We start from the raw sequence: 23,157 nt of genomic DNA on the forward strand, positions 1-23,157 counted from the left end.
TATGTCAGTTCGAGTAATTTTCGGTAGAAAATTGTATCGAGAACTTTTTTAAATTATCTCGATACAAATTTATTTCATTCTTCAATAAATTCACTCGATGTGACAGGTTTAATTTTATAAAATCATTTCTTTATAGGTGAGGATAGTATTGAATCCTTTTTGTTGAAAATAGCTTGTAGTGTCTTCATTTCCTGTAACTAAAATAAAATCACCACCCCAAGCACCTAAACTTTTTACTTCACCAAAATAGTCAGAAAATAACCTTTGTTTTACAGTGTCTTGTTTTATAATTGAACTAATGATTTGCTCATGCTCAATAATGATTTTTTCTAAATCTTTAGAAGTGTTGGCTTTTAAAAACTCTTGAGTTAAATTGTCAATTTCAGGAATTAAGATCTTAGCTTCTTCTTTGTGTTTTTTATAGTGAGCAATTCCTTCTCTGCTATTTTGTTTTTGGTTTAAATGCACAAAAAATAATTCTTCAGAAAAATGTGGATTGAAATTTACTTCTTGAATATGAGGTTGTTTTTCTTCTAGCTTATATAGAATCGGAGTGTTATGTTTTGCACAAGCGATATCGTAACCACTTCCAGAAAAAGCGTTCCAAAGTAAGGTAAACGGGTTTACATTTGCCCAAGTAGCTATATTATTAATTAAGGTTGAGGAACTTCCTAATCCCCAGTTTTGAGGAAATGTTAGATTTGTCTTTACAACGAAACCGTTTTCAGTAGTTAGAAATTCAGGATTTAAACGTTTCGCTTCTTGTAAAATATCACGTAGTGTTTCAGCAATAAACTCAGCACTTCCTTCTTTATCAGAATTAAACGTAGCTGAGGTTAAGCGTAGTTTGGGTAAATCAAAAGAAGCCTCGAACCAACATTCTCCAGTATGCGTAAAACTTCCCCAGATAAGTTGTGATTCTTTAATTGGTTCAACAATTAAGTCTTGTCCAAACTTAGTAGGAACAGCTAACGATGTTGCACCATCTAAAACAACATATTCTCCAGTGAGTAATAATTTTCCGTTAGAATAGTGTCGCATTATACCAGTCCGAATTGTTTAAAGTGATGTGTAAAATGTTTTACTTGGAATTTTTTCCAATATTCATAATCTAGCTCTCCAAAAAATGGATGTACAACTGTTCGGTTTGGATTTTCATTAAAAACAGTTTCGAAGTGCTGCACTTGCTCAATCAAATCAATAACAGCTTCGTTTATAGAACTAAACTTTAACGGAGTTGGAGCTTCTGATAAAAATGGAGCTTTAAATCCAGTTTGTAACTCATTATCAGAATTTAAAAATGGTTTTCTTCTAGCTGATTTCTCATCAGAAACATAGGTGTCAACTTTCCAGTTTCCATTCGCTATTTGAGTAACCAAGCTTAAATGTTCTACCATGTGTTGTCCACTCATTTTACCAAACAAAGGTTTTGCATCGGCTTTTAAACTTAAAAGAGTATCACGTACTTCTTCTTCATTTAAAAAGTCTACCCATTGTACTTTTGGCTTACGAAGCTCATTTAGTTTTTCAACCACGGCACTATGAGAAGCTGTTCTGTCTTCAAAATAGGTGGCTACAATTTCTTTTTCTTCATTGGTAGCTTTGTGTTGATTTAAAATGTTCATCAAGTGCATTTTCATATGCCCATGTTGAATTCCTTTGGTTGTTAAAGCACGCAAAGCAGCAAAATTTTGAGCTAAACCAGCAGCAGCAATAATTTGCATTAAAGTGCGAGCACTAGGTTTTTGCATCATATCTAACGATAATTTTGCCATTGGGTGTAAGGCAGTTAATCCACCCACAGTTCCTAATGCTAAAGGAATTTCAATCCAAAATTTAAAAATACCGTCTTTTACTTCACAGTGAGTTAAGCTTTTGTATTGTCCGTCTTTTGATGCATACGCATGTGCACCCGCTTCAATAGCTCTAAAATCGTTTCCAGTAGCTAATACAACAGCATCTATTCCGTTCATAATACCTTTGTTGTGCGTAACTGCACGGTACGGTTCTACCTCTGCAATTTTAACAGCTTGTTCAAACTTTTGAGCAAACTTCTCAGGATTCTTCCCGCCCAATTCGGCTACTTTACAACTTACTTCCGCTCTAACTAAACATTCAGGAACGTAGTTAGAAAGAATGCTCATAACTATTTCAATATCATCTTTTCTAAAAGCTTTAGCAATAGCTTCTAAACAAGAATTAATAAAGTTAGCTCCCATACTATCTTTTGTTTCAAACGTAACATGTAATTGATAGTAGTTTGCAAGCTTATCTGTTTTATCAACTAGTTGAATATCTAATATTCCGCCACCACGTTTTTCCATGTTTTTGGTAATGGATGCGGTAGCTGCGTATAATTCTGTTTTTTGTTGATTAAAATAGGTTTCTAACTCTTTTTTGTTACCAGCATACATAAAATGTACCTGACCAATTTTTGTAGTAGAAATTACTTCTGTTTTAAATCCTCCACGAGTACTCCAAAACTTGGCAACTAAAGAAGCAGCAGCAACAACAGAGCTTTCTTCAACCACCATTGGTATTACATAACTGCGTCCGTTAATAATAAAGTTAGGAGCAATGCCGTAAGGCATATAAAAATTAGAAATGGTATTTTCAATAAAATCATCATGCAATTGTTGTAACTTCTCGTCTACATTCCAATATTGCGTAATAGTTTGTATAATTTCTGGTTGATTGTTAAAGTAAGTTTTAGCCAACCAGTCTATTTTTTCTTCTTTGGTAAGTTTAGAAAAACCAGAGATCGTTTTAGACATTCTCAATTCATTTTTGATGGCTCAAAGATACGTGAATCATGTTAAAATGCTTGTGTTATTTGGTTTTTATGATTTTTTTGAGCGGGTTTTTGGCTATTTTTCCGTAAACTTGGCAAACTTTTTAGATAAACAACAACTTAACATGAAGAAATTATTATTATTGTTTATAGGGATATCTTCGCTAGTACAAGCTCAAAAAAAAGATATTTCTTTAGAGGATATATGGCGAAAAGGCACATTTAGAGCCGATTATATGAACTCTTTAAATTCTATGAATGGAGATTTTTATTCGTTATTAAATTATGAGAATGGAAGTTCTACTGTAGATAAATACAGTTATGAAACTTTAGAAAAAGTTGCAACGATTGTTGATAGTAAAGATTTAGCAGGATTGAAATATTTTCAATCATATAGTTTTAATAATGATGAGACCAAATTAATTTTAGGAACGAACTTTAAGCAAATTTTTCGTCATTCATATTTAGGTACTTATTATGTGTATGATATTGCTAAAAAATCATTAGACTTAATTGGTACAGATATTCAAGAACCAACTTTTTCTCCTGATAGTAAAAAAATAGCATACGCTAAAGACAACAATTTATTTATTAAAGATTATTCAGATGCCAATGTGGTAATTCAAATTACCAATAGTGGTAAAAAGAACGAAATCATTAACGGTATTACTGATTGGGTTTATGAAGAAGAGTTTGGTTTTGTAAAAGCTTTTGAATGGAGTAAAGATAGCAAAAACTTAGCTTATTTACGTTTTGATGAAAGTAAGGTTAAAACTTTTTCAATGGATGTGTATGGAAAAGAAAAATACCCAACACAACATGTATTCAAATACCCAAAGGCAGGTGAAGAAAATGCTAAAGTAGCTTTACGTATATTTTCATTAGAAACGAATAAAACTGCAGAAATTAGAGTAGGAGATTATGAATATATTCCTAGAATTAACTGGACAAACAATCCAAACATATTAGCTGTTAGAACATTGAACCGTCATCAAAATGATTTAAAAATGTATTTTGTTGATGCAACTACTTTTAATAGTTCTATCGTTTTAAACGAAACAGATAAAGCATATGTAGATATTACAGACGACCTAACTTTTTTAGACGATAATAGCTTTATTTGGACAAGTGAAAAAGATGGATACAACCATATTTACCACTATGATAAAGATGGTAAGTTATTGAATCAAGTAACGAAAGGAAATTGGGAAGTTACTTCTTACTACGGATATAATGCTGATAAGAAAACTATTTATTACCAATCAGTAGAAAACGGTTCTATTAATAGAGGAGTGTATAGCATTTCTTTAGACGGTAACAACAAAAAGCTATTGAGTAACTCTACAGGAACAAACAACGCTGCTTTTAGTAAAAACATGCACTATTTCATCAATACTTTTTCTGATGCAAATACACCACCAGTGTACACGCTAAGAAATGATGAAGGTAAGGTATTAAAAACTATAAAAGATAACGCAGCTTTAAAAGAAACTATTGCAGGGTATAATTTAAGTAAAAAAGAGTTTTCTACTATTAATGTTAACGGTAACGACTTAAATATGTACACTATTAAGCCTGCAAACTTTGATGTAAATAAAAAGTATCCAGTTTTAATGTATCAATATTCAGGGCCAGGTTCTCAAAATGTAAAAAATAGTTGGAATGGTTCAAATGATTATTGGCACCAAATGTTAGCACAAAACGGATATATTGTTGTTTGTGTTGATGGTAGAGGAACAGGTTTTAAAGGTCGTGATTTTAAGAAAGTTACTTATATGAACTTGGTGAAGTATGAAACTGAAGACCAAATTTCGGTGGCTAAAGAGTTAGCAAAATTACCGTATGTTGACGCGAATAGAATTGGTATTTGGGGATGGTCATTCGGTGGTCATATGAGTACGAACTGTTTATTAAAAGGAAATGATGTATTTGCAGCAGCTATCGCTGTGGCACCAGTTACTACATGGCGTTTTTACGACACAATTTATACAGAACGTTACATGCGTACTCCAGAGGAAAACCCTGCAGGGTATGATGATAACTCGCCATTGAATTATCCAGAATTATTAAAAGGAAAATATTTACTAATTCACGGAACAGGTGATGATAATGTACATGTTCAAAATGCTTATAGAATGGCAGAGGCTTTAATTCAGGCAAATAAGCAATTTGAGTGGGGAATGTATCCGGACAAGAATCATGGTATTTATGGAGGCAACACTCGTTTACACCTGTATACCAAAATGACCAACTTTATTAAAAACAACTTATAAACTAAAACAATATATTATGGCTAAAAATGTAGCAACCGAACGGGAAATATTTGGACATCCAGTAGGATTATTTATGTTGTTCTTTACAGAAATGTGGGAACGTTTTTCATACTACGGTATGAGAGCTCTACTGGTTTTATATTTAATTAGCGAAGTAGCAAGTGATAATCCGGGTTTAGGGTGGACTAAAAGTGATGCTAGTAGCTTATACGGTTGGTACACAATGCTTGTTTACATTACTCCAATCATTGGCGGGATCATTGCTGATAAAATTTTAGGATTTAGAAAAGCCATTATTATAGGAGCTGTGTTAATGACATTAGGGCACATATCGTTAGCTTTTGAACCGATGCCAGCGTTTTACTTAGGACTTGGTTTATTAATTATAGGAAATGGTTTTTTTAAGCCAAATATATCTTCAATTGTAGGGCAATTATACCCAGAAGGAAGTGATAAAAAAGATTCAGGGTATACTATTTTTTACCAAGGAATTAACGTAGGAGCTTTCTTGGGGTCAATTTTATGTGGTTATTTAGGAGAAACTTTAGGTTGGCATTATGGGTTTGGATTAGCAGGTATATTTATGTTTATAGGATTGATTCAGTTCCATTTAGCACAAAAAATGTTTGGAGAAATTGGATTAGCACCAAAGAAAGAAGTTTCTAAAGAAACTACAGAAATAGAAAAAAAGCCATTAACAAAAGTTGAAACTCAGAGGTTAATAGTTGTTGGTGTTTTAGCATTTTTCTCTATCTTTTTCTGGGCAGCTTTCGAGCAAGCAGGTTCGAGTATGAATATTTTTGCAAGTGAATATACTGATAGAAGTTTAGAAGGGACAGGAGTAATTGTATTTAAAATTTTTGGAGCTTTACTATCAGCTTTACCAGTAATAATTTTAACATGGTTATTTGTAGGAATGTTTAAAGCAATTGGTAAAACGTATGCTACAGCAATGATGTTTATGGCACTAAGTGTTGTTATTTTGTGGGGAATTATTGGATATATGATTTATAATCAGTTTTTTGATGAAAACCCGGAGGTACCAGCAACATGGTTTCAAAGTTTAAATGCGTTATTTATCTTCACTTTAGCGCCATTATTTTCTTGGGTTTGGCAAAAATTAGCAAAAACAAAATATAACCCTAACGGACCTCAAAAGTTTGCTATAGGATTAATATTACTTGGATTAGGTTTTATACCAATGGTACTTGGAGCAGCAAATGTTGGAGGAGATTCCATACAAAAGGCTAGTATGATCTTTTTAGTTTTAGCTTACCTATTACATACTATGGGAGAGTTAAGTTTATCACCAGTTGGTCTTTCCTATGTAAATAAATTGTCACCAAAAAGATTATTAGGTATTATGTTTGGTATTTGGTTTTTTGCATCTGCCATGGGTAATATGATTGCAGGAACTTTTTCAAGTTACATGGAAAAGATAGCTCAAGAATCTTCTATGTCTGATTTCTTTAATATCTTAGTTTGGATTCCAATTGGAGGAGGTATAGTATTATTCCTTTTAAGTTTTCCACTTAAAAAGTTAATGCACGGAGTAAAATAATAAGGAGCATTTAACCTCATGATAATCTTTATCATGAGGTTTGTTACATATAAACGATAAATAAATATGAGTTCAGTTACATCAAACGATTTTTTCAAATCAAAAGTACTAGGCCATCCATCAGGGTTGTTTGTGCTATTTTTTACAGAAATGTGGGAGCGCTTTTCTTTTTACGGAATGCGTGTTTTATTAGTTAACTTCTTAACAGCAGCAGCTATTGGAACTAACCCTGGTTGGGAATGGTCAGCAGAAAATGCAGGTGCTTTATTTGGTACTTATGCAATGTTATTGTATTTAACCCCAATTTTAGGAGGAATTTTAGCAGACAAATTAACAGGATATCGTTGGGCAGTTGTTATAGGCTCTATTATTATGACACTAGGACACGCTGCTATGGCTATTGAAACTGAGTTTTGGTTGTATGTAGGTTTAGCTTTATTAGTAATTGGTACAGGTTTCTTTAAACCTAATATGACATCTATTATTTCTGAGATGTATAAAGACTTACCAGAAAAAAAAGATGGAGCATATACTATATTTTATATGGGAGTTAATGCAGGAGCTTTCTTTGGAATGATGTTGTGTGGATATTTAGCTGAAAAGATAGGTTGGTCTTGGGGGTTCGGTTTAGCAGGAATTTTCATGTTATTAGGTACTTTACAGTTTTGGTTAGCAAAACCATTATTTGGAACTATAGGAGATGTTCCTTCAAAAGAAGAAAATAATGTTGTTGAAACTTCTGGTTTAAACTCAAAAGAAGAGGATAAAAGAAATCCTTTCACAGGTTTAGATAAAATATTAATCGTAATTTCCTCTGTTATAGGTTTAGGATACGCTATTAACGATCCTTTATCAAAAATTGGAGGTATAGATGTTTTTGGAGCTCTTAAAATAGGAAATTTTGAAGGACAATATGTAGCTGTACTGTTTGGGTTAATAGTATTTTTAGTTTTAACTATTTCTCGTATATCTCGTTATGCTAAGGTTGTACGAGATAGAATGATTGCTGTAATTATATTTGCTTTTTTTACTGTTTTCTTCTGGATGAGTTTCGAACAAGGAGCTTCTTCTTTAGTGCTTTTTGCTCGTGATAATGTTGATAGAGTTTTAACAGGTAATGCACAAACAATTTTTAATATTGTAAATACACTATTAACTGTAATTCCGTTAGCTATTATTACTTGGGTACTAATTTTATTAGGAAAAGAAACAGGAAAAAGAATTCCTGTATCCAACTTTGTATTAGCAATATGTTTTCTGGGAGTTTGGGCATTGGTAGGTTGGATGTTATATCGTGAGTTTTCAGCAGAAGCTTCTGAAATAACGGTATCATGGTTTTCAATATTAAACTCATTTTTTATTATAGCCTTTGCTAATTTCTTTTCTAAATGGTGGGATTCAAAATACAACCCGTCTGCAGCTGTAAAGTATGGATTAGGACTAATTATAATGGCAGTAGGTTTTGGGTTGTTAGCATTTGGATCTTATGGAATAACCGATGGAGTTAAAGTGAGTATGGTATGGTTAATATTAGCATATTTGTTTCATACCTTAGGGGAGTTATGTCTTTCTCCAGTAGGTTTATCATATGTATCTAAATTAGTACCTGCAAGAATGATTGCATTTATGTTTGGTATGTGGTATCTAGCAATAGCAATAGGAAATAAAGCAGCAGCTGTTTTAGGAGGTCAAATAGAAAACATAACAAAAGAATATAGCCTATCAACATTCTTTTTAATTTTCACAATAGTTCCAACATTAGCAGGATTGTTAGTAATAGCTTTAAATCCGTTAATTAAAAAACTAATGCATGGAGTTAAATAACTCTAAATAAAAGTTAAAACAATATTTTTAGAACCTGTCAATTTTAAATATTGGCAGGTTTTTTTGTAATTTTGGAACACTTATTGAGACTTAAAGAGTATGAAAAAAATAATATTAATAGTAGTTTTAACCTTTATTTCATATGGAGTAAAGGCACAAGACAAGGTAAATTGGTTAAGCTTTGAAGAAGCGATGGAAATGAGTGAGAAAGACCCTAAACCAATTTTAGTAGATATTTACACCGATTGGTGTGGTTGGTGTAAAAAGATGGATAAAACCACTTACAAAAACAAAGTAATTGTTGAGTATATCAATACACACTATTACCCAGTAAAGTTAAACGGAGAAGCTAAACATGATATTACATTTCAAGGAAAAACCTTTAAATACCAGTCTCAGGGAAGAAGAGGTTATCACGAGTTAGCGGCTGCTATTATGAAAGGACAATTAAGTTATCCTTCAACAGCTTTTTTTAATACTGATAAGCAATTATTACAAAACGTACCTGGCTACTTAGAAGAAAAAAGATTTGAGAAAATACTGGCGTATTTTAACAAAGATAATTATAAAAATACACCTTGGACAGAGTTTGAAAAGAACTTTAAAAGTGCCATGTAAAAACTTATTCTTTTATAATATAAGCACCATTTTGACCAGTATACCAAAATGGTGTTTTTTGTTTATAACAAGTTTCTTTCCACCCGTTAATGTACGATTTGTAATTACTTCCATCAGCAATGATTTGCTTTGGTTTTAGCCAATAAATAAGTCTGCTTAAATTTATTTTTGGGTTATTTTTTAAAACCACTATTGGGTTTTTAAGTTTTTTTATTTGATACATCCCTAAACTATCTACAATTAAAATTTGTTTGTTATTGAAAGAAGCAATGTATGATATCGAATCAATATTTTTAGAAATAATGCCTTGAGCAACTCTGTAAGATTGTAAAATTTTTTCTTGCAGAAGAATAGAGTCATTTAGTGAACTAAAAACGTTAAGCTCGTTCCTGTTTCTTTCTCCTAAAATTGAATACCTACTTTTATGAAATACAATAAATTCACTTTTGTTTACTCGCTGGCTTTTTTCATATAAATAAACCCCTTGTAAAATAATAGTTGAAGTTAGAAAAAGTACAATATTATTATAGGTTTTACGAAACCAAAGTTGAAATAAGAAAATAATAAATATGTACCAAGCTATCATTGCTTCAAAAGACATAGAAAATTCCTTCAATAAAAACACTTCTTGATGCGAAACCCAGCTGACAAAATAATTCATCAAAGAAATAATGGATCCATATATATCCGCCAAGAATTGAGGCAATATATTAAACGTTGCTAGTATAATAATTACAATTCCACCAAACAAAATTGTACCTAAAAAAGGAATGATAATTAAGTTAGACAGAATAAACAACCCTGGAAACTGATGAAAGTAATACAAGCTAATTGGTAAAATTCCTGCTTGTGCAGCTATAGAAACTGTAAATAATTGCCAGCCTTTGTCGAGAAATCGTAATTTAGGTGTCCAAATACTGTAAAGTAAAGGTTGTACCCAAACAATACCAAAAACTGCTAAATAACTTAATTGAAACCCAACATCAAATAAAAACATCGGTTTTATTAAAAGTAAAAATAGCATGGAACTTATTAAAGAAAACTCAATAACCTTTTTTCGTTTAAAGGATAACCCGATAGCTACAAAAGTAAACATAGTTACTGCTCTAACTACCGAGGCAGATAAACCAGCTATAAAAGCAAATGACCAAAGTAAGAAGATAACACAAACGGTTTTAATGATTGTTCCATACGGAAGGTTTTCTAAAGGTTTGAGTAGATAGGAGAGTAGTAATAATAAAATTCCTACGTGGAGTCCTGAAATGGCAAGAATATGAATAGCGCCTGCGTTGGTGTAGCTTTCTAATAACTCTTTTGAAATTTCTTGACGTTGACCAAGCAATAGAGCATTAATCACAGCAAATTCATCATTTGTAAAATGATACTTTTTTAAGGAAGCTTGTATTTTACCTCTAATATGAGCAGATAAACTGATTAAAGAAAGCTTTGAGTTTTCAAGTTTTTTGAATTGATGATCATCTATAAAAACTTGATGATAAATGTACTGTTTTGCTAAATACTGTTTGTAATCAAATTGATGTGGATTTAAAGGCGGAATTAATTCTTTAAAAGGAGTTGTGATAAATATTCGATTACCCGCCTTTAATATAGGTGATAAACTGTCCTTTTGAATATTTAGAAGAATATATCCAGTGGTTTTAGTAGAATCTACTTGTGAAACTTTAACTACATATTTTGTATAGTAGTTCCCTGGTTTTAATACTTTTTGTACATCAAGTATATAAGTAGAATTCTTAGTTAATTGATGTTTATAATGGCTTACATAATTCTTTGGATTGTGAATATAGGTGGTGCTAACCCCGATAAAAACAAAGAACAATAATGTGACTATACTAAAAGCTTTTCGCACTTGAGTTCTTTTTAAGAAATAAAGAATGACAAGAAACCCTATTAAAGAATAAAACAAGTATATAAAATTATACAGCCATATCTGTGTATAAAACTGAAGAGTTATTCCAATAATAAGGCACACCAAAAAGTGAGAAGGAGGGTATTCTAAAATTTTTTTCATAGCTCTCCAAAGTTATGAAAAAACTATGAATATGAAAGAATTTAGTCATTAGGGTTAGTTAAACCCATTGTAATTACGGTTGTAGAATGTTAACTATATTCTATAATTCCAAATGTCAAAAAAATAATTCCAAATATTAAGAATAAATATTTAACAAAAAAGTCTTTTTTAGGTAAATAGAAATTCTCTTCAGGATCATTGGGGTCATAATATATTGGGGTTACTTCTCCAATTTTAAATTTTGAATTGCTTTTTCCTTTTACTCGTATATTTTTTATTTCCCCATCTACTATTTGTTCAAATATTAAAATAGGGAATTTTAATATTACTTCATTATAGTTTCCTGGTTCAGAGTCTTTTCTTTTTTCAGTAATATAAGATACTACTCTAGCATTAGTGAGAATTCCATTTCTTTTAATCTTATTATTTTTAATCATCGTTTTTAATGATAAAAACAAAAAAACAACTCCTAGTATTATAAGTAAGTAGTGCATGATTTAGGTTATTGTAGTTGACGTTATTAAAGATATGAGTTAGTTTTAATAACAGATATTCATACCTAGCTAAGTTATCCAAAATAGAATTAAAACCAAACAAAAAGCAATCTCAAACGAGATTGCTTTTTAATTTTATATAGTTTTTTGAAATACTTTATACAACTTCAACAAACAAACCTTCGGCTGTTTTTTCAACTTTAGCAAGGTTGTTTTTAGTTAATCCTTTAATGGTTTTGTCCCACTTTTTATTAGACAAACCACTTTGAGATTTTAAATCATTTAAACCTATTTTTTCAGCTTTCTCTAATAAAGCTAATACAGCTTTTTCATCGTCGTTTAACTCAACTGTTGGAGCTTTCTTTTCAGGTTTCATCTGTGGGAAGAATAACACTTCTTGAATTGACGGATTGTTTGTTAAATACATAATTAAACGATCCATTCCAATTCCTAATCCAGAAGTAGGCGGCATACCATATTCTAAGGCACGTAAGAAATCTTGATCGATAAATTCACCAGCTTCATCATCACCACGAGCTGCTAATTTTAATTGTGCTTCAAAACGCTCACGTTGATCGATAGGGTCGTTTAATTCAGAGTACGCATTGGCAATTTCTTTACCACATACCATTAACTCAAAACGCTCAGTTAATTCAGGATTGTCACGGTGTTCTTTACATAATGGAGACATTTCTTTTGGATAATCGGTAATGAATGTTGGTTGAATGTAGTTTCCTTCACACTTCTCACCAAAAATCTCATCAATTAACTTTCCTTTACCCATCGTGTCATCTACCTCGATACCCATGTCTTGAGCAGCTTTACGGATTTCATCTTCCGATTTTCCGTTGATGTCAAAACCAGTAAAGTGTTTGATAGAATCTGCCATCGTAACACGTGCATACGGAGCTTTAAAATCTACCTTATGCTCTCCAAAAGTAGCTTCCGTAGTTCCGTTTACAGCTAAAGCACAGTACTCTAATAATTTTTCGGTGAATTCCATCATCCAGTTGTAGTCTTTATATGCTACATAAATTTCCATAGCGGTAAATTCTGGATTGTGTGTTCTGTCCATTCCTTCATTACGGAAGTTTTTAGAAAACTCATATACACCGTCAAAACCACCAACAATTAAACGCTTTAAGTATAACTCATTTGCAATACGCATGTATAACGGAATGTCTAATGCATTATGGTGCGTAATAAATGGTCTTGCAGCAGCACCACCTGGAATAGGTTGTAAAATTGGCGTTTCTACTTCAAAATATCCTGCATCGTTAAAAAACTGACGCATCGCATTGAATAATTTTGTACGCTTTACAAAAACCTCTTTTACTTGTGGATTCACAACTAAATCAGCATAACGTTGACGGTAACGCATCTCAGGATCAGTAAAACCGTCAAAGGTATTTCCTTCAGCGTCTACTTTAGGTAATGGTAATGGCTTTAAAGACTTACTTAATAATTTGAAATCTTTAACCATTACTGTGGTTTCTCCAACTTGAGTTTTAAACAACTCTCCTTCAATACCTACAAAATCACCAATATCTAATAACTTTTTGTATACTTCGTTGTATAAAGTTTTATCCTCACCAGTACAAATTTCATCTCTGTTAAAGTATACTTGAATACGTCCTTCACTATCTTGCAATTCAGCAAAAGAAGCTTTTCCTTGAATACGACGAGACATTAACCTACCAGCAATAACTACCTTCTTACCTTCCTTAAACTCCTGTTTAATCTGTTTGGAATTTGAATTGAATGGAAATAAATCTGCTGGATATGGATTGATACCCAGTTCACGTAATTTTGATAGTTTTTCTCTACGTACAACTTCTTGTTCTGATAATTGCATTGACTTAATTTTTAAGTAATTTTAATTTAAAGGTGCAAAGATACAATCAATTACAAAATTAGACAACGGTAGTATCACATAGATTTTATAAAAAAGTTATTTTTTATTTGTGAGTTTCTAAAAAGAATGTATATTTGCAGGCTGTCTAATTTTAAAAGGACAGCATTTAGTTGTGTTGTTAGATACTTTAAATAGTATCATGGTTTTGTTAACCAATGGAAAGCTTCCCTTAGATGGGTTGCTTTTTTTTTTGCATTTTATTTACGTTTATTCTGAAGCTATTTCCCGCTTTCCGCACTCGCTCTCTTCGAGAAGCTCAAACAAATGCTTCAATCTGGGGACTAAGTGTAATTGCTGACTTCTTAAATCATTAATACCTGTCATTCCAAACGAGGTACGAGGAGGAATCTCATGATTGGAAGTAAAAAGCTAAATATAGCGAGCTTATTCCTAAAAGAAAGCACCTTTATACTCCCAAAACTTAACAAAAAATAGCACTAAGAATACCATAGAAATTGAAAACTTAATGGTTGCAGAAGCTAAAAAACCTAAAAAAGCACCAAATGATGCTTTGATTGCTCTGTTAGTGTCTTTGCTATCATAAATCAATTCACCAACCAAAGCACCTACAAAAGCGCCAATTAAAATTCCGAAAGGAATAGGAGAGAGTAGTCCAATAATTAATCCGATAGTAGTGCCATATACTCCATATTTGGTGCCGCCAAAACGTTTAGTTCCCATAGCAGGGATAAAGTAGTCAAGAAAAAAGATAATGACAGCAATAGCTAAAGTGATTCCTAAAAATGTCCAGTTTTGAGGAACAGCTTTTGTTAAATGTAATAATAACAAACCTACCCAGCTAGTAATAGGGCCTGGTAATACTGGTAAAAATGAACCAATAATTCCTAAACAAGCAAATACAAAACCGAGTATTACTAAAAATATATCCATTAACCTTTTTATTGATAAGACGAAGATATAAAAGCTTTGTTACATATTTATCAACTAAAAAAATAGTTTAAACTAATTTTTTAGTTATATTTGTTTCAGAAATATTTATAAAAAGATATCATGAGTAAACAATTAACGAAGGCAGAAGAGCAAATAATGCAAGTATTATGGAAGTTAAAAAAAGCTTCAGTAAAAGAAGTAATAACTGAATTACCTGAGCCAAAACCAGCATATAATACTGTCTCAACTATTATAAGGATTTTGGAGACCAAAGAGTTTGTGGGGCACGAGTCAAAAGGTAGGAGATATATTTACTATCCATTGGTAGAAAAGTCTGAGTATAGTAATGAGAGTTTACATAAGTTAATGAACGGCTATTTTGGAGGTTCGTTCAAGAGCATGGTGTCGTTTTTTATGAAAGAAAACAAAATGGATATTCAAGAACTAGAGAGTATTTTAAAAGAGGTGAATAAAAATAAAAAGTCATGATAAATTATATCATTCAAGTTGTATTATTCCAGGTGCTTTTTGTGGCGGTGTATGATTTCTTTTTAAGTAAAGAAACTTTCTTTAACAAAAATAGATGGTACTTGTTAAGTACTGCACTGCTTTCTTTTGTGTTGCCTTTGTTTAAAATTTCAACAGTTCAAAAAGCAGTACCGCAAGAATATTACACTTTGTTGCCAGAGGTAGTGTTGTCACCTCAAAAAGTGATTGAAAAAGCGGCATGGTATCAATCTTTCAATTATTTAGATGTACTATTTTGGATTGGGTGTTTATTGTTTTTTGTAGTGTTTTTAGTGAAGTTAGAACGGATTATTCGATTAGTTTTACAATATGGCGTTGCTAGAAAAGAAAATTATAAGTTGGTTTTATTGCCAAAAGAAACAAAGGCGTTTTCATTCTTCAATTATATTTTTTTAGGAAAGGATATTCCATCGTCAAAACAAGAAAAAATTATTCAGCACGAATTAGTACATAGCGAACAGAAACACACATTAGATTTGTTGTTTTTTGAGTTTTTGAAAATAATTATGTGGTTTAATCCAATGGTGTATGTGTATCAGAATCGTATATCGTTAGTTCATGAATATATTTCAGATGCTGTAGCCAGCAAATCAGATAAAAAAGAAAATTATATCAACCATTTACTCGCTGATATTTTTCAGGTCGAGCATATTTCATTCATTAATCAATTTTATAAACATTCATTAATCAAAAAACGAATTATTATGATGACGAAAACACAATCAAAAAAAGTAAAACAACTAAAGTATTTGCTGCTAATTCCATTATTAGGAAGCATGATTTTATATACTGCGTGCTCAAGTGTAAAACTTAGTGAGAAGAGAAGTAAGAATATTACAAAAGAAAACATGAGTGAAGTGGAAGATGTACCATTTTCTAGTTTGGATAAAGCTCCAACATTTCCTGGTTGTGAAGAAGGTGATAGAAAATGTTTTAATTTAAGTATGATGAAGTTTGTGAAAAAGAATTTTAATGTAAAGTTAGCAGATTCAATAAAGGAGATTTCTGGAAAAAAAAGAATCTATGCTTTGTTTAAAATAGGAATAGATGGGAGAGTATTTGGTTTTAAAGTTCGTGCACCGCATCCAGAGTTAAAAACACACACAATTGATATGCTAAAAAAATTACCTCAAATGAAACCAGGAGAAAAGAATGGTAAAATTGTAAGAACTGGGTTTGTATTGCCTATCACATTTTAATGTATAATTAACTATATTGCCAGCTTAGATAACTTATGAACAACACCAAAAATAGAAACGTGAGAAATAAAATTTTACTTATTGTTTTTGTAATAGGAATTTTAAAAGTCGAGGCACAAGTTTCGACTTTTAAAACTATTGATAGTTTAGTGAATATAGGACGTTACCAAACAGCATTAACAAAGTTACATGAGTTAGATACTACTTTTCAATCAACCTCAAAAGTAGCATCTATTTACGCTTCAATTGATGATTATAAAAAAGCTTCTATATATTACGAAAAAGCATTGGAGTTAAAAGATGATTATTCAGTAAAAATAAAGTTAGCAAAAGCTTATAAAAAAGAGAATAAACTACAAAAAGCTATTGATGTTTATGAAGGTATTATAAATGATGATGCTGAAAATTTACTCATTAAGTATCAATTAGGAAAATTGTATACACAAACCAAGCAACCTGCAAAAGCAATTGATACTTTTAAAAATATCATTAAACAAGATAGTACAAATGCAAATTATTATTACCGATTGGGAGTTGCTTATGGAATGTTAAAAAAAAGAAATCTAAAAATAAATAGTTTTTTAGAAGCTTATAAAAATGATACAACTCACATTAAGTCTATTCACCACTTAGCATTAGCCTACACTTTATTAAGAGATAAAGATTCAGCAAACATTTTTATAAATAAAGGTTTGGTAGTGAACCCAAATCATATGAACTTAAATAAGTTGAAAATTAATAATTTATATAGAGAAGAGAAGTTTGCTGAAGCCATTCAATATTTACAAAGAATAGATACTATAGCGTCCAACGAACATTACACACAGAAAATGCTAGGGCGTTGTTTTTTCAATCTAAAGAAATATGACGAAGCAAAAAAGTACTTTAATAAAGCTATAAGAATTGATAGATCAGATTTTAAAGCGTATACCTATTTAGGAGACATCAATTTTGAAAAGAAAAAGTTTTATAAAGCTCAGCTAGATTATATGGTGGCAACTTTTGCGGGTAAAGAGCCACGAGATGTTGAGTACTATCAATTAGCTAGAGTGTACGAAAAATTAGGAAACCCAAAAGAAGAGGTAAAGTCTTATAAAAGAGCTTTTGAAGAGAATAGAAAAAATTATAAAGCCTTGTACCAACTAGCTAAAACTAGTGAAGATTATTATAAGGATAAACGAATAGCTTATAAACATTACAAAAATTACGTAAATCGTTTTGAAAGAAAAGATTCAGTTTTAACCAAATATGCAAAAGAGAGAATAAAAGAAATTAAAAAGTACTATTTCTTACAAGGAGAGATTTTACAATAGTATTTAATTTTGTATATTCATCTTAAAATCAATAAGATGAATTCTCGTTGTGTAGCTTTTTTATTTTGTGCTTTACTATATTCTTCTTGCGACTTCTTTTCATATTTAAAAAAAGATAACTCACAAGTTGTAGATACAGTAGTTGACTTTACAAAAGTAGATGAGTACCCTGCTTTTAATAAATGTAAAGATCTACTTGATAAAGCAAAAGCGAATTGTTTTAGAAAAGAAATTCATAAAAGAATAACGACGAGTTTACAGCAACATAATTTTGTTACTAAAAATAGTTTAGATGAAGAAGTTTTAATTGATATTCTAATTAATAAAGAAGGGAAATTTGTTTTAACTGAGGTTACTGCTTCTAGTGTTGTTATGACTCAATTACCAGAATTAGATAGTATAATAAAGTTGGCAATAGAAAAATTACCAAGAATTGCTCCCGCTACCAAAAGAGAAATTCCAGTAGTAACAAAGTACCAATTACCTATTAAAATTAAAACAGAATAGTAAACTATAGCTTTAAAAGTTCTTCAATAAAATCACGACTATTAGATAAACGAGGAATTTTATGTTGTCCACCTAATTTTCCTTTTTTCTTCATCCAGTCATAAAACAGGCCTTCACGAGCTTGATGTATCTTAGGCATTGCTAAAGTCATATTATTATAACGCTTAGCTTCATAGTCAGAGTTGCAGCTTTTTAAAGCTTCGTCTAATTCTTCAGTAAAAAAGGTAAGGTTTTCAGGAGCTTTTTTAAATTCAATAACCCATTCATGGGCTCCATTTTCTTTACCGTTCATAAAAATAGGACCAACGGTATATTCTTTAATTTCACAGTTGGTTTTATCACTCGCTACTTTTAAAGCATCCTCAGCGTTTTCAATAATTAACTCTTCTCCAAAAACATTGATATGATGCTTAGTACGTCCAGTAATTTTTATACGATAAGGATTGGTTGAGGTAAACTTAACAGTATCTCCTATTAAGTAACGCCATAAACCACCATTTGTGGTAATAATAATAGCATAATTAATGCCTTTTTTTACTTCAGAAAGAGGAATTGCTTTAGAATTTTCTCCGTTGTATTCGCTCATTGGAATAAACTCGTAAAAAATTCCGTAGTCTAACATTAACAACATTTCGTCAGAATCATTTCGGTCTTGAATAGCAAAAAAACCTTCTGATGCATTATAGGTTTCATAATATTTAAAATCGTCTCTTGGAATGAGTTTCTTATACTGCTCTCTATACGGGTTAAAGTTTATTCCTCCATGAAAATAAACCTCCAAATTAGGCCAAACTTCTAAAATATTATCCTTTCCTGTTTTTTCTAATACTCTATTTAATAAAACTAACATCCAAGAAGGAACACCAACTAAGCTTGTAATATTTTCATGAATGGTTTCGTTAATAATAGCTTCCATTTTTGTTTCCCACTCACTCATTAAAGCAGTTTCTTGCTTTGGAGCTGAGCTAAAATCTGCCCAAAAAGGCATGTTTTCAATAATTATAGCCGATAAATCACCAAAATAACTGTTGTTGTCTTCGTATACAGCAGAACTACCACCTAAACGGAGTCCTTTACCAGTGAAAAGCTTTGCGTTTTCATTGTTATTGATATATAAGCATAACATATCTTTTCCTGCTTTAAAGTGACAATATTCAATAGCTTCATCACTTACAGGAATAAATTTACTTTTTGCATTGGTAGTACCACTTGATTTGGCAAACCAACGTATAGGTGTAGGCCAAAATAAATTTTGCTCTCCTTTTCTACAACGCTCAATAAGTGGTTCAATACTTTCATAACGTTGAATGGGAACGTTGTTGGCAAAGTCAGTATAACTTTTAATTGAAGAAAAGTTTTGTTGTTTCCCAAATTCAGTGTTTTTAGCAGCAGTTACAAGCTTTAGTAGTAGCTCGTTTTGAACATCAATAGGATACTTTAAAAACAACTCTACTTGATGTTTACGCTTTTTTAAGAACCAAGAGATGATTGAATTTATAAATGGAAACGTCATAGATTAACTATTAATTCAATTTTTTTACTGTAATTTTGTGAAGCTAAATGTAACAAAATTTAAGACATGCAGTACCAAGGAGTTTTAAAAAAAATGCCTACCGAGAATTTAAACACTGTTCAATACTATTTAGATATGGGAGTGGATTTTTTGAATATGAATCAGTTATTGAATAAAGAATTAACCTTAAGTTTTGTTACTTACGAGTGTTTAAACTGTCATTTAGAAAAGAAAATATACCGTCAAGGTTTTTGTAAAAAATGTTTTTTTGAAATTCCAACTGCAGGAGATTGGATTATGCGTCCTGAATTGAGTAAAGCACATTTAGGGGAAGAAGATAGGGATTTAGAGTATGAAAAAAGGGTACAGCTACAGCCACATATTGTGTATTTAGCAAACTCAAGTAATGTAAAGGTTGGAGTGACAAGAAAGCAACAAGTACCCACTCGTTGGATAGACCAAGGAGCGCATGAAGCTATTGAAATTGTAGAAGTTCCTAATCGTTATTTAGCAGGAATTACTGAGGTAGCTTTAAAAGAGCATGTAGCAGATAAAACGAATTGGAGAACCATGCTAAAGAATGATATTAAGGATGAAAACTTGGTTGAGTGGCGTGAGCGATTACAAGAGTTTATTCCTGATGAAGCGAAAGAATACTACATAGCGAATAATACTGAAACGAATATTAATTTTCCTGTTGAAAAGTTCCCTAAAAAGCCTAAAAGTTTGAATTTAGAGAAAGAAGGAACGTATACAGGTAAATTGGTGGGAATTAAAGGACAGTACTTAATTTTTGAGGATGAAACAGTGTTTAATGTTCGTTCTAATGAAGGATTGGTGGTTAAAATTGGGCTATTATAATAGTTCAATTTCTTTCTGAATATTTTTTCGTGCTGTTTCCTCAAACTTTTGGTAAAAGTATTCTGTTTTGAATATATTTTCCATTGTTAAAAAATGCTGTAAAGCTTTTTTACGACCTGAATTATAGATTATATTAGGATAAACTGCATATTCTTTTCGAACATTTTTATAATACTGAGTATATACTTCCCAGCTTTGACCTAAGATAGATAAATCAGCATCTGTAAAGTAGTTAGTGTCTGAATTTTCAGATGTTTTATGAGATTTAGTAGCTAAAATCTGTGAAAAACAATTTTCTATAACTTTATTGGGAATTGAAAGTTGATTCATTCTTTTTGCAGCTAACTCAGCACTTTTTTCTTCATTGTTGTTTTTTAAAGAATTATAGATAACATCGTGATAAAACAGTGTGAATAGAATTGTGTTCCAACTACTTATTTTGGTTCTTATAGGAGTTAATTGAAAAAGTAAATTTTCAAGATGTTCTAATGTGTGATAATGTCTTTTTTTACTGGTATAATACTCTTCTATTTCTTGCCACAATAAAATATTGAAGCTATTATCGTTTGAGTAAGTAGCCAATAAGTTTAAAAAAGTGTTCTTTAACATAAAATGAGTAGAAAGAAAAAGGGTTCATTCGAACCCTTTTTTTAATGTTTTACAGCTACATGATTATCGTTCATTTTCAACTCGCTAAGAACGTTTAGCGCTTCATTTACATAAATATCTTTCTGAAGGTTTTTATGCCATGCAACTCTTTTTTCTTCTAAAACAGTATCCTTTTTAAATAAATTTAACTCATATTTAGGAGAGACAAAAGTTAGATGAGAATCAAATTTAAAAATATCTTTAAACTGTTCTCCTTCTTTTGTTTTAGCTTCGCTTTCCTTTTTAAAAGCATCATAGTTTAAAGAATAGACTCTTTCGTCTTGATTTTTCTTTAACCATTTAGCATAGTCATTTATTTTATTAAACTTTTCGTTATTCATTACACGTTGTTTACTGTTGTATACTACATCAGCAAAGTTACTGTATGAATTCGTAGCAGTATATTTTGCTTGTTGTACCTTATCCCAAGGCAAAGCACCGTCTAAATCACGTTCTCCAAAGTCCATATAACTATATCGGGTAGGTAAAGAAATATCAGAATAAACTCCTTCAATTTGAGTAGAACCACCATTAATTCTATAAAACTTTTGAATGGTCATTTTTAAAGCACCTAAATCGTTAGGATATTGTTCATAAAAACGGTTAATAGGCAATACATTTTGTACAGTTCCTTTACCATACGTTTGTTTACCACCAATAATAACACCACGTTTATAGTCTTGCATTGCAGCAGCAAAAATTTCAGAAGCTGAAGCAGAAAATTCATTTACCATTACTACTAAAGGTCCTTCCCATTGAATTTTTGGATCAGTATCAACTTTTACTAAAGGATCTTCACCACGATATTTTACTTGAACAATTGGTCCTTTGTTAATGAATAAACCACCAATTTCAATAGCTGTTTTTAAAGACCCACCACCGTTGTCACGCAAATCAACAATTAAACCTTGAACATCTTCTTCTTTTAAACGCTCAATTTCTTTTTCCATGTCTTTAGCAGCATCTCTACGGCTTAAGTCATTAAAATCTATATAAAACCTAGGAAGATTAATAATCCCATACTTTTTGCCATTCTTTTCAACAATACTTGATTTTACAAAAGTTTCTTCAAGCTCAACTACATCTCTAATAATTGGAATTACTTTAATAGAACCATCAATCTTTTTCTTTACAGTTAAACGTACCTCAGTTCCTTTTTTTCCTTTGATAAATTTTATGGCATCATCTAAACGCATTCCAACAATATCTAAAGGCTCTTCATCACCTTGTGCAACTTTTAAAATAATATCGTCAGCTTCTAATTCACCTTGTTTCCATGCTGGACCTCCAGAAATTAATTCAACAATATGGGTGTAAATTCCTTTTTTTTGCAAACGAGCTCCAATACCTTCTAATTTACCAGACATCTCTTGATCAAAACGTGTTTTAATTCGAGGAGACATATAGGTTGTATGTGGATCAAAACCGCTTACTACACTGTTTAAAAAAGTAGAATACCAATCAGAGTTCTCAAGTTCACCGATACGCATATATAAATCGTCCATATTTTTTAGGACTTTCTTTCTTGCTTCAGCCTCTAGTTGTTTAAAGCTTTTCTTTTTAAAACTTTTATCCTTTTTAGCTTTTTCGTTTTGCTGGTTTTCGGCGTCTTCAATGTTACTTAAAATAGATAGTTTTAATTGCTTTCTCCAGTAATTCATTAATTCAGTTTCGTTTTTAGCATACGGAACCTTATCATAATCAACATCAATAACCTCTTTCTTTTTATAATTGAAAGGTTGTTTTAATAAGGAACGATAGGTCTTTTTACCAGACTCCATCTTTTCTAAAAAGCGTTGATACACCAATTTGTAAAAATCAATATTTGAGTCTCTTAATTGATTGTCAATTTGATATTTATATTGAGAGAATTCTTTTAAATCTTCTTGAGTAAAATAACGTTTATTAGGATCAAGTCCATCGATAAATGTGTTATATACATGTTCAGAAAAGTCGTCATTTAATTTTTTTTGAACGTAATGATATCGACTTAAAATATTTTTTAAAACGTAAACAATTACACGATCTTTTTCTGGATCGTTGTTAGGAACTGTATTAGAACTAACAGAATTAGAAAATAAAAGTGTGATTGCTAAAAATGGTATAATAAACTTCGTCTTCATAAAATCTTCTGTCTTTTTAATTTGTGTTGAGTCGTTGTGTTGCTAAGCTACTAAAATAATGCCAAT

18 protein-coding genes are annotated in these 23,157 nt (G+C 31.1%); 9 read left to right on the top strand and 9 right to left on the bottom strand.

The annotated features are described in order from the left end of the window. Positions 1-114 precede the first annotated feature (114 nt). On the bottom strand, positions 115-1,041 hold the full coding sequence (locus MHM83_RS05780) for a GYDIA family GHMP kinase (RefSeq protein WP_239178756.1): 927 nt from the start codon (positions 1,039-1,041) through the stop codon (positions 115-117). Further along, positions 1,041-2,774: a hydroxymethylglutaryl-CoA reductase, degradative gene (locus MHM83_RS05785; RefSeq protein ID WP_239178758.1), complete on the bottom strand. Its 1,734-nt coding sequence runs from the start codon at positions 2,772-2,774 to the stop codon at positions 1,041-1,043. Before MHM83_RS05785 ends, MHM83_RS05780 begins: the two co-directional genes overlap by 1 nt. A gap of 142 nt (positions 2,775-2,916) precedes the next feature. Here MHM83_RS05785 and MHM83_RS05790 point away from each other — a divergent pair, with 142 nt between their 5' ends. The 4 genes from MHM83_RS05790 (at position 2,917) to MHM83_RS05805 (ending at position 9,067) form a co-directional block, all read left to right on the top strand. After that, a complete protein-coding gene (locus MHM83_RS05790) occupies positions 2,917-5,064 on the top strand; it encodes a S9 family peptidase (RefSeq protein ID WP_167712353.1) in 2,148 nt (715 codons plus the stop codon). A gap of 16 nt (positions 5,065-5,080) precedes the next feature. Then, positions 5,081-6,625, top strand: a complete 1,545-nt coding sequence (locus MHM83_RS05795) for a peptide MFS transporter (RefSeq protein WP_047790544.1) — start codon at positions 5,081-5,083, stop codon at positions 6,623-6,625. A gap of 66 nt (positions 6,626-6,691) precedes the next feature. After that, a complete protein-coding gene (locus tag MHM83_RS05800; RefSeq protein ID WP_047790543.1) occupies positions 6,692-8,449 on the top strand; it encodes a peptide MFS transporter in 1,758 nt (585 codons plus the stop codon). Positions 8,450-8,548: 99 nt separating this feature from the next. Further along, positions 8,549-9,067: a thioredoxin family protein gene (locus tag MHM83_RS05805; RefSeq protein ID WP_047790542.1), complete on the top strand. Its 519-nt coding sequence runs from the start codon at positions 8,549-8,551 to the stop codon at positions 9,065-9,067. 4 nt (positions 9,068-9,071) lie between these two features. On the opposite strand, the gene MHM83_RS05810 is transcribed toward MHM83_RS05805, so the two are convergent. The 4 genes from MHM83_RS05810 to MHM83_RS05825 all read right to left on the bottom strand — a co-directional run bounded on the left by MHM83_RS05810 (position 9,072) and on the right by MHM83_RS05825 (position 14,399). After that, a complete protein-coding gene (locus MHM83_RS05810; RefSeq protein WP_053056774.1) occupies positions 9,072-11,099 on the bottom strand; it encodes a ComEC/Rec2 family competence protein in 2,028 nt (675 codons plus the stop codon). 89 nt (positions 11,100-11,188) lie between these two features. Beyond that, a complete protein-coding gene (locus MHM83_RS05815; RefSeq protein ID WP_156167132.1) occupies positions 11,189-11,593 on the bottom strand; it encodes a DUF3592 domain-containing protein in 405 nt (134 codons plus the stop codon). 157 nt (positions 11,594-11,750) lie between these two features. After that, positions 11,751-13,448 (bottom strand): lysine--tRNA ligase, encoded by a 1,698-nt coding sequence (lysS, locus tag MHM83_RS05820; RefSeq protein ID WP_239178760.1) that lies wholly within the window; start codon positions 13,446-13,448, stop codon positions 11,751-11,753. A 450-nt stretch (positions 13,449-13,898) separates the two neighbouring features. Next, the gene (locus tag MHM83_RS05825; protein WP_047790539.1) at positions 13,899-14,399 is read right to left on the bottom strand and encodes a DUF456 domain-containing protein; all 501 of its coding nucleotides are present in this window, start codon (positions 14,397-14,399) and stop codon (positions 13,899-13,901) included. Between the two features lie 120 nt (positions 14,400-14,519). Between MHM83_RS05825 and MHM83_RS05830 the strand changes: the two genes are divergently transcribed. The 4 genes from MHM83_RS05830 to MHM83_RS05845 are packed head-to-tail and all read left to right on the top strand — an operon-like array spanning position 14,520 to position 17,946. Further along, positions 14,520-14,888 carry a BlaI/MecI/CopY family transcriptional regulator gene (locus MHM83_RS05830; RefSeq protein WP_047790538.1) on the top strand — a complete coding sequence of 123 codons (369 nt, stop codon included), beginning with the start codon at positions 14,520-14,522 and terminating at the stop codon, positions 14,886-14,888. After that, entirely contained in the window at positions 14,885-16,126 is a 1,242-nt protein-coding gene (locus MHM83_RS05835) for a M56 family metallopeptidase (RefSeq protein ID WP_073184393.1), read from the top strand. Before MHM83_RS05830 ends, MHM83_RS05835 begins: the two co-directional genes overlap by 4 nt. 59 nt (positions 16,127-16,185) lie before the next feature. Then, a complete protein-coding gene (locus tag MHM83_RS05840) occupies positions 16,186-17,439 on the top strand; it encodes a tetratricopeptide repeat protein (RefSeq protein ID WP_239178762.1) in 1,254 nt (417 codons plus the stop codon). A gap of 36 nt (positions 17,440-17,475) precedes the next feature. Continuing rightward, positions 17,476-17,946, top strand: coding sequence for a hypothetical protein (locus MHM83_RS05845; protein WP_073184394.1), 471 nt, complete (start codon positions 17,476-17,478; stop codon positions 17,944-17,946). Positions 17,947-17,950: 4 nt separating this feature from the next. Here MHM83_RS05845 and MHM83_RS05850 read toward each other — a convergent pair whose 3' ends face one another. Further along, positions 17,951-19,459 carry a GH3 auxin-responsive promoter family protein gene (locus tag MHM83_RS05850; RefSeq protein ID WP_239178764.1) on the bottom strand — a complete coding sequence of 503 codons (1,509 nt, stop codon included), beginning with the start codon at positions 19,457-19,459 and terminating at the stop codon, positions 17,951-17,953. A 66-nt stretch (positions 19,460-19,525) separates the two neighbouring features. On the opposite strand from MHM83_RS05850, the gene MHM83_RS05855 reads away from it, so the two are divergent. Continuing rightward, positions 19,526-20,320 carry a DUF2797 domain-containing protein gene (locus tag MHM83_RS05855; protein ID WP_167712344.1) on the top strand — a complete coding sequence of 265 codons (795 nt, stop codon included), beginning with the start codon at positions 19,526-19,528 and terminating at the stop codon, positions 20,318-20,320. Here the strand turns inward: MHM83_RS05855 and MHM83_RS05860 are convergent. Further along, positions 20,315-20,902, bottom strand: coding sequence for an HD domain-containing protein (locus tag MHM83_RS05860; RefSeq protein WP_239178766.1), 588 nt, complete (start codon positions 20,900-20,902; stop codon positions 20,315-20,317). The two genes, MHM83_RS05855 and MHM83_RS05860, sit on opposite strands and share 6 nt — an antisense overlap. Before the next feature lie 68 nt (positions 20,903-20,970). Beyond that, positions 20,971-23,091 (bottom strand): carboxy terminal-processing peptidase, encoded by a 2,121-nt coding sequence (locus tag MHM83_RS05865; RefSeq protein WP_239178768.1) that lies wholly within the window; start codon positions 23,089-23,091, stop codon positions 20,971-20,973. Positions 23,092-23,157 lie beyond the last annotated feature (66 nt).

This window comes from Tenacibaculum sp. Mcav3-52, from assembly GCF_022347665.1.
GTDB lineage: Bacteria > Bacteroidota > Bacteroidia > Flavobacteriales > Flavobacteriaceae > Polaribacter > Polaribacter mesophilus.

Coding starts and splice junctions, on each gene's coding strand:
- MHM83_RS05780 (WP_239178756.1), bottom strand. CDS start 1,041: ATGCGACACTATTCTAACGGAAAATTATTACTCACTGGAGAATATGTT.
- MHM83_RS05785 (WP_239178758.1), bottom strand. CDS start 2,774: ATGTCTAAAACGATCTCTGGTTTTTCTAAACTTACCAAAGAAGAAAAA.
- MHM83_RS05790 (WP_167712353.1), top strand. CDS start 2,917: ATGAAGAAATTATTATTATTGTTTATAGGGATATCTTCGCTAGTACAA.
- MHM83_RS05795 (WP_047790544.1), top strand. CDS start 5,081: ATGGCTAAAAATGTAGCAACCGAACGGGAAATATTTGGACATCCAGTA.
- MHM83_RS05800 (WP_047790543.1), top strand. CDS start 6,692: ATGAGTTCAGTTACATCAAACGATTTTTTCAAATCAAAAGTACTAGGC.
- MHM83_RS05805 (WP_047790542.1), top strand. CDS start 8,549: ATGAAAAAAATAATATTAATAGTAGTTTTAACCTTTATTTCATATGGA.
- MHM83_RS05810 (WP_053056774.1), bottom strand. CDS start 11,099: ATGAAAAAAATTTTAGAATACCCTCCTTCTCACTTTTTGGTGTGCCTT.
- MHM83_RS05815 (WP_156167132.1), bottom strand. CDS start 11,593: ATGCACTACTTACTTATAATACTAGGAGTTGTTTTTTTGTTTTTATCA.
- lysS (WP_239178760.1), bottom strand. CDS start 13,448: ATGCAATTATCAGAACAAGAAGTTGTACGTAGAGAAAAACTATCAAAA.
- MHM83_RS05825 (WP_047790539.1), bottom strand. CDS start 14,399: ATGGATATATTTTTAGTAATACTCGGTTTTGTATTTGCTTGTTTAGGA.
- MHM83_RS05830 (WP_047790538.1), top strand. CDS start 14,520: ATGAGTAAACAATTAACGAAGGCAGAAGAGCAAATAATGCAAGTATTA.
- MHM83_RS05835 (WP_073184393.1), top strand. CDS start 14,885: ATGATAAATTATATCATTCAAGTTGTATTATTCCAGGTGCTTTTTGTG.
- MHM83_RS05845 (WP_073184394.1), top strand. CDS start 17,476: ATGAATTCTCGTTGTGTAGCTTTTTTATTTTGTGCTTTACTATATTCT.
- MHM83_RS05850 (WP_239178764.1), bottom strand. CDS start 19,459: ATGACGTTTCCATTTATAAATTCAATCATCTCTTGGTTCTTAAAAAAG.
- MHM83_RS05855 (WP_167712344.1), top strand. CDS start 19,526: ATGCAGTACCAAGGAGTTTTAAAAAAAATGCCTACCGAGAATTTAAAC.
- MHM83_RS05865 (WP_239178768.1), bottom strand. CDS start 23,091: ATGAAGACGAAGTTTATTATACCATTTTTAGCAATCACACTTTTATTT.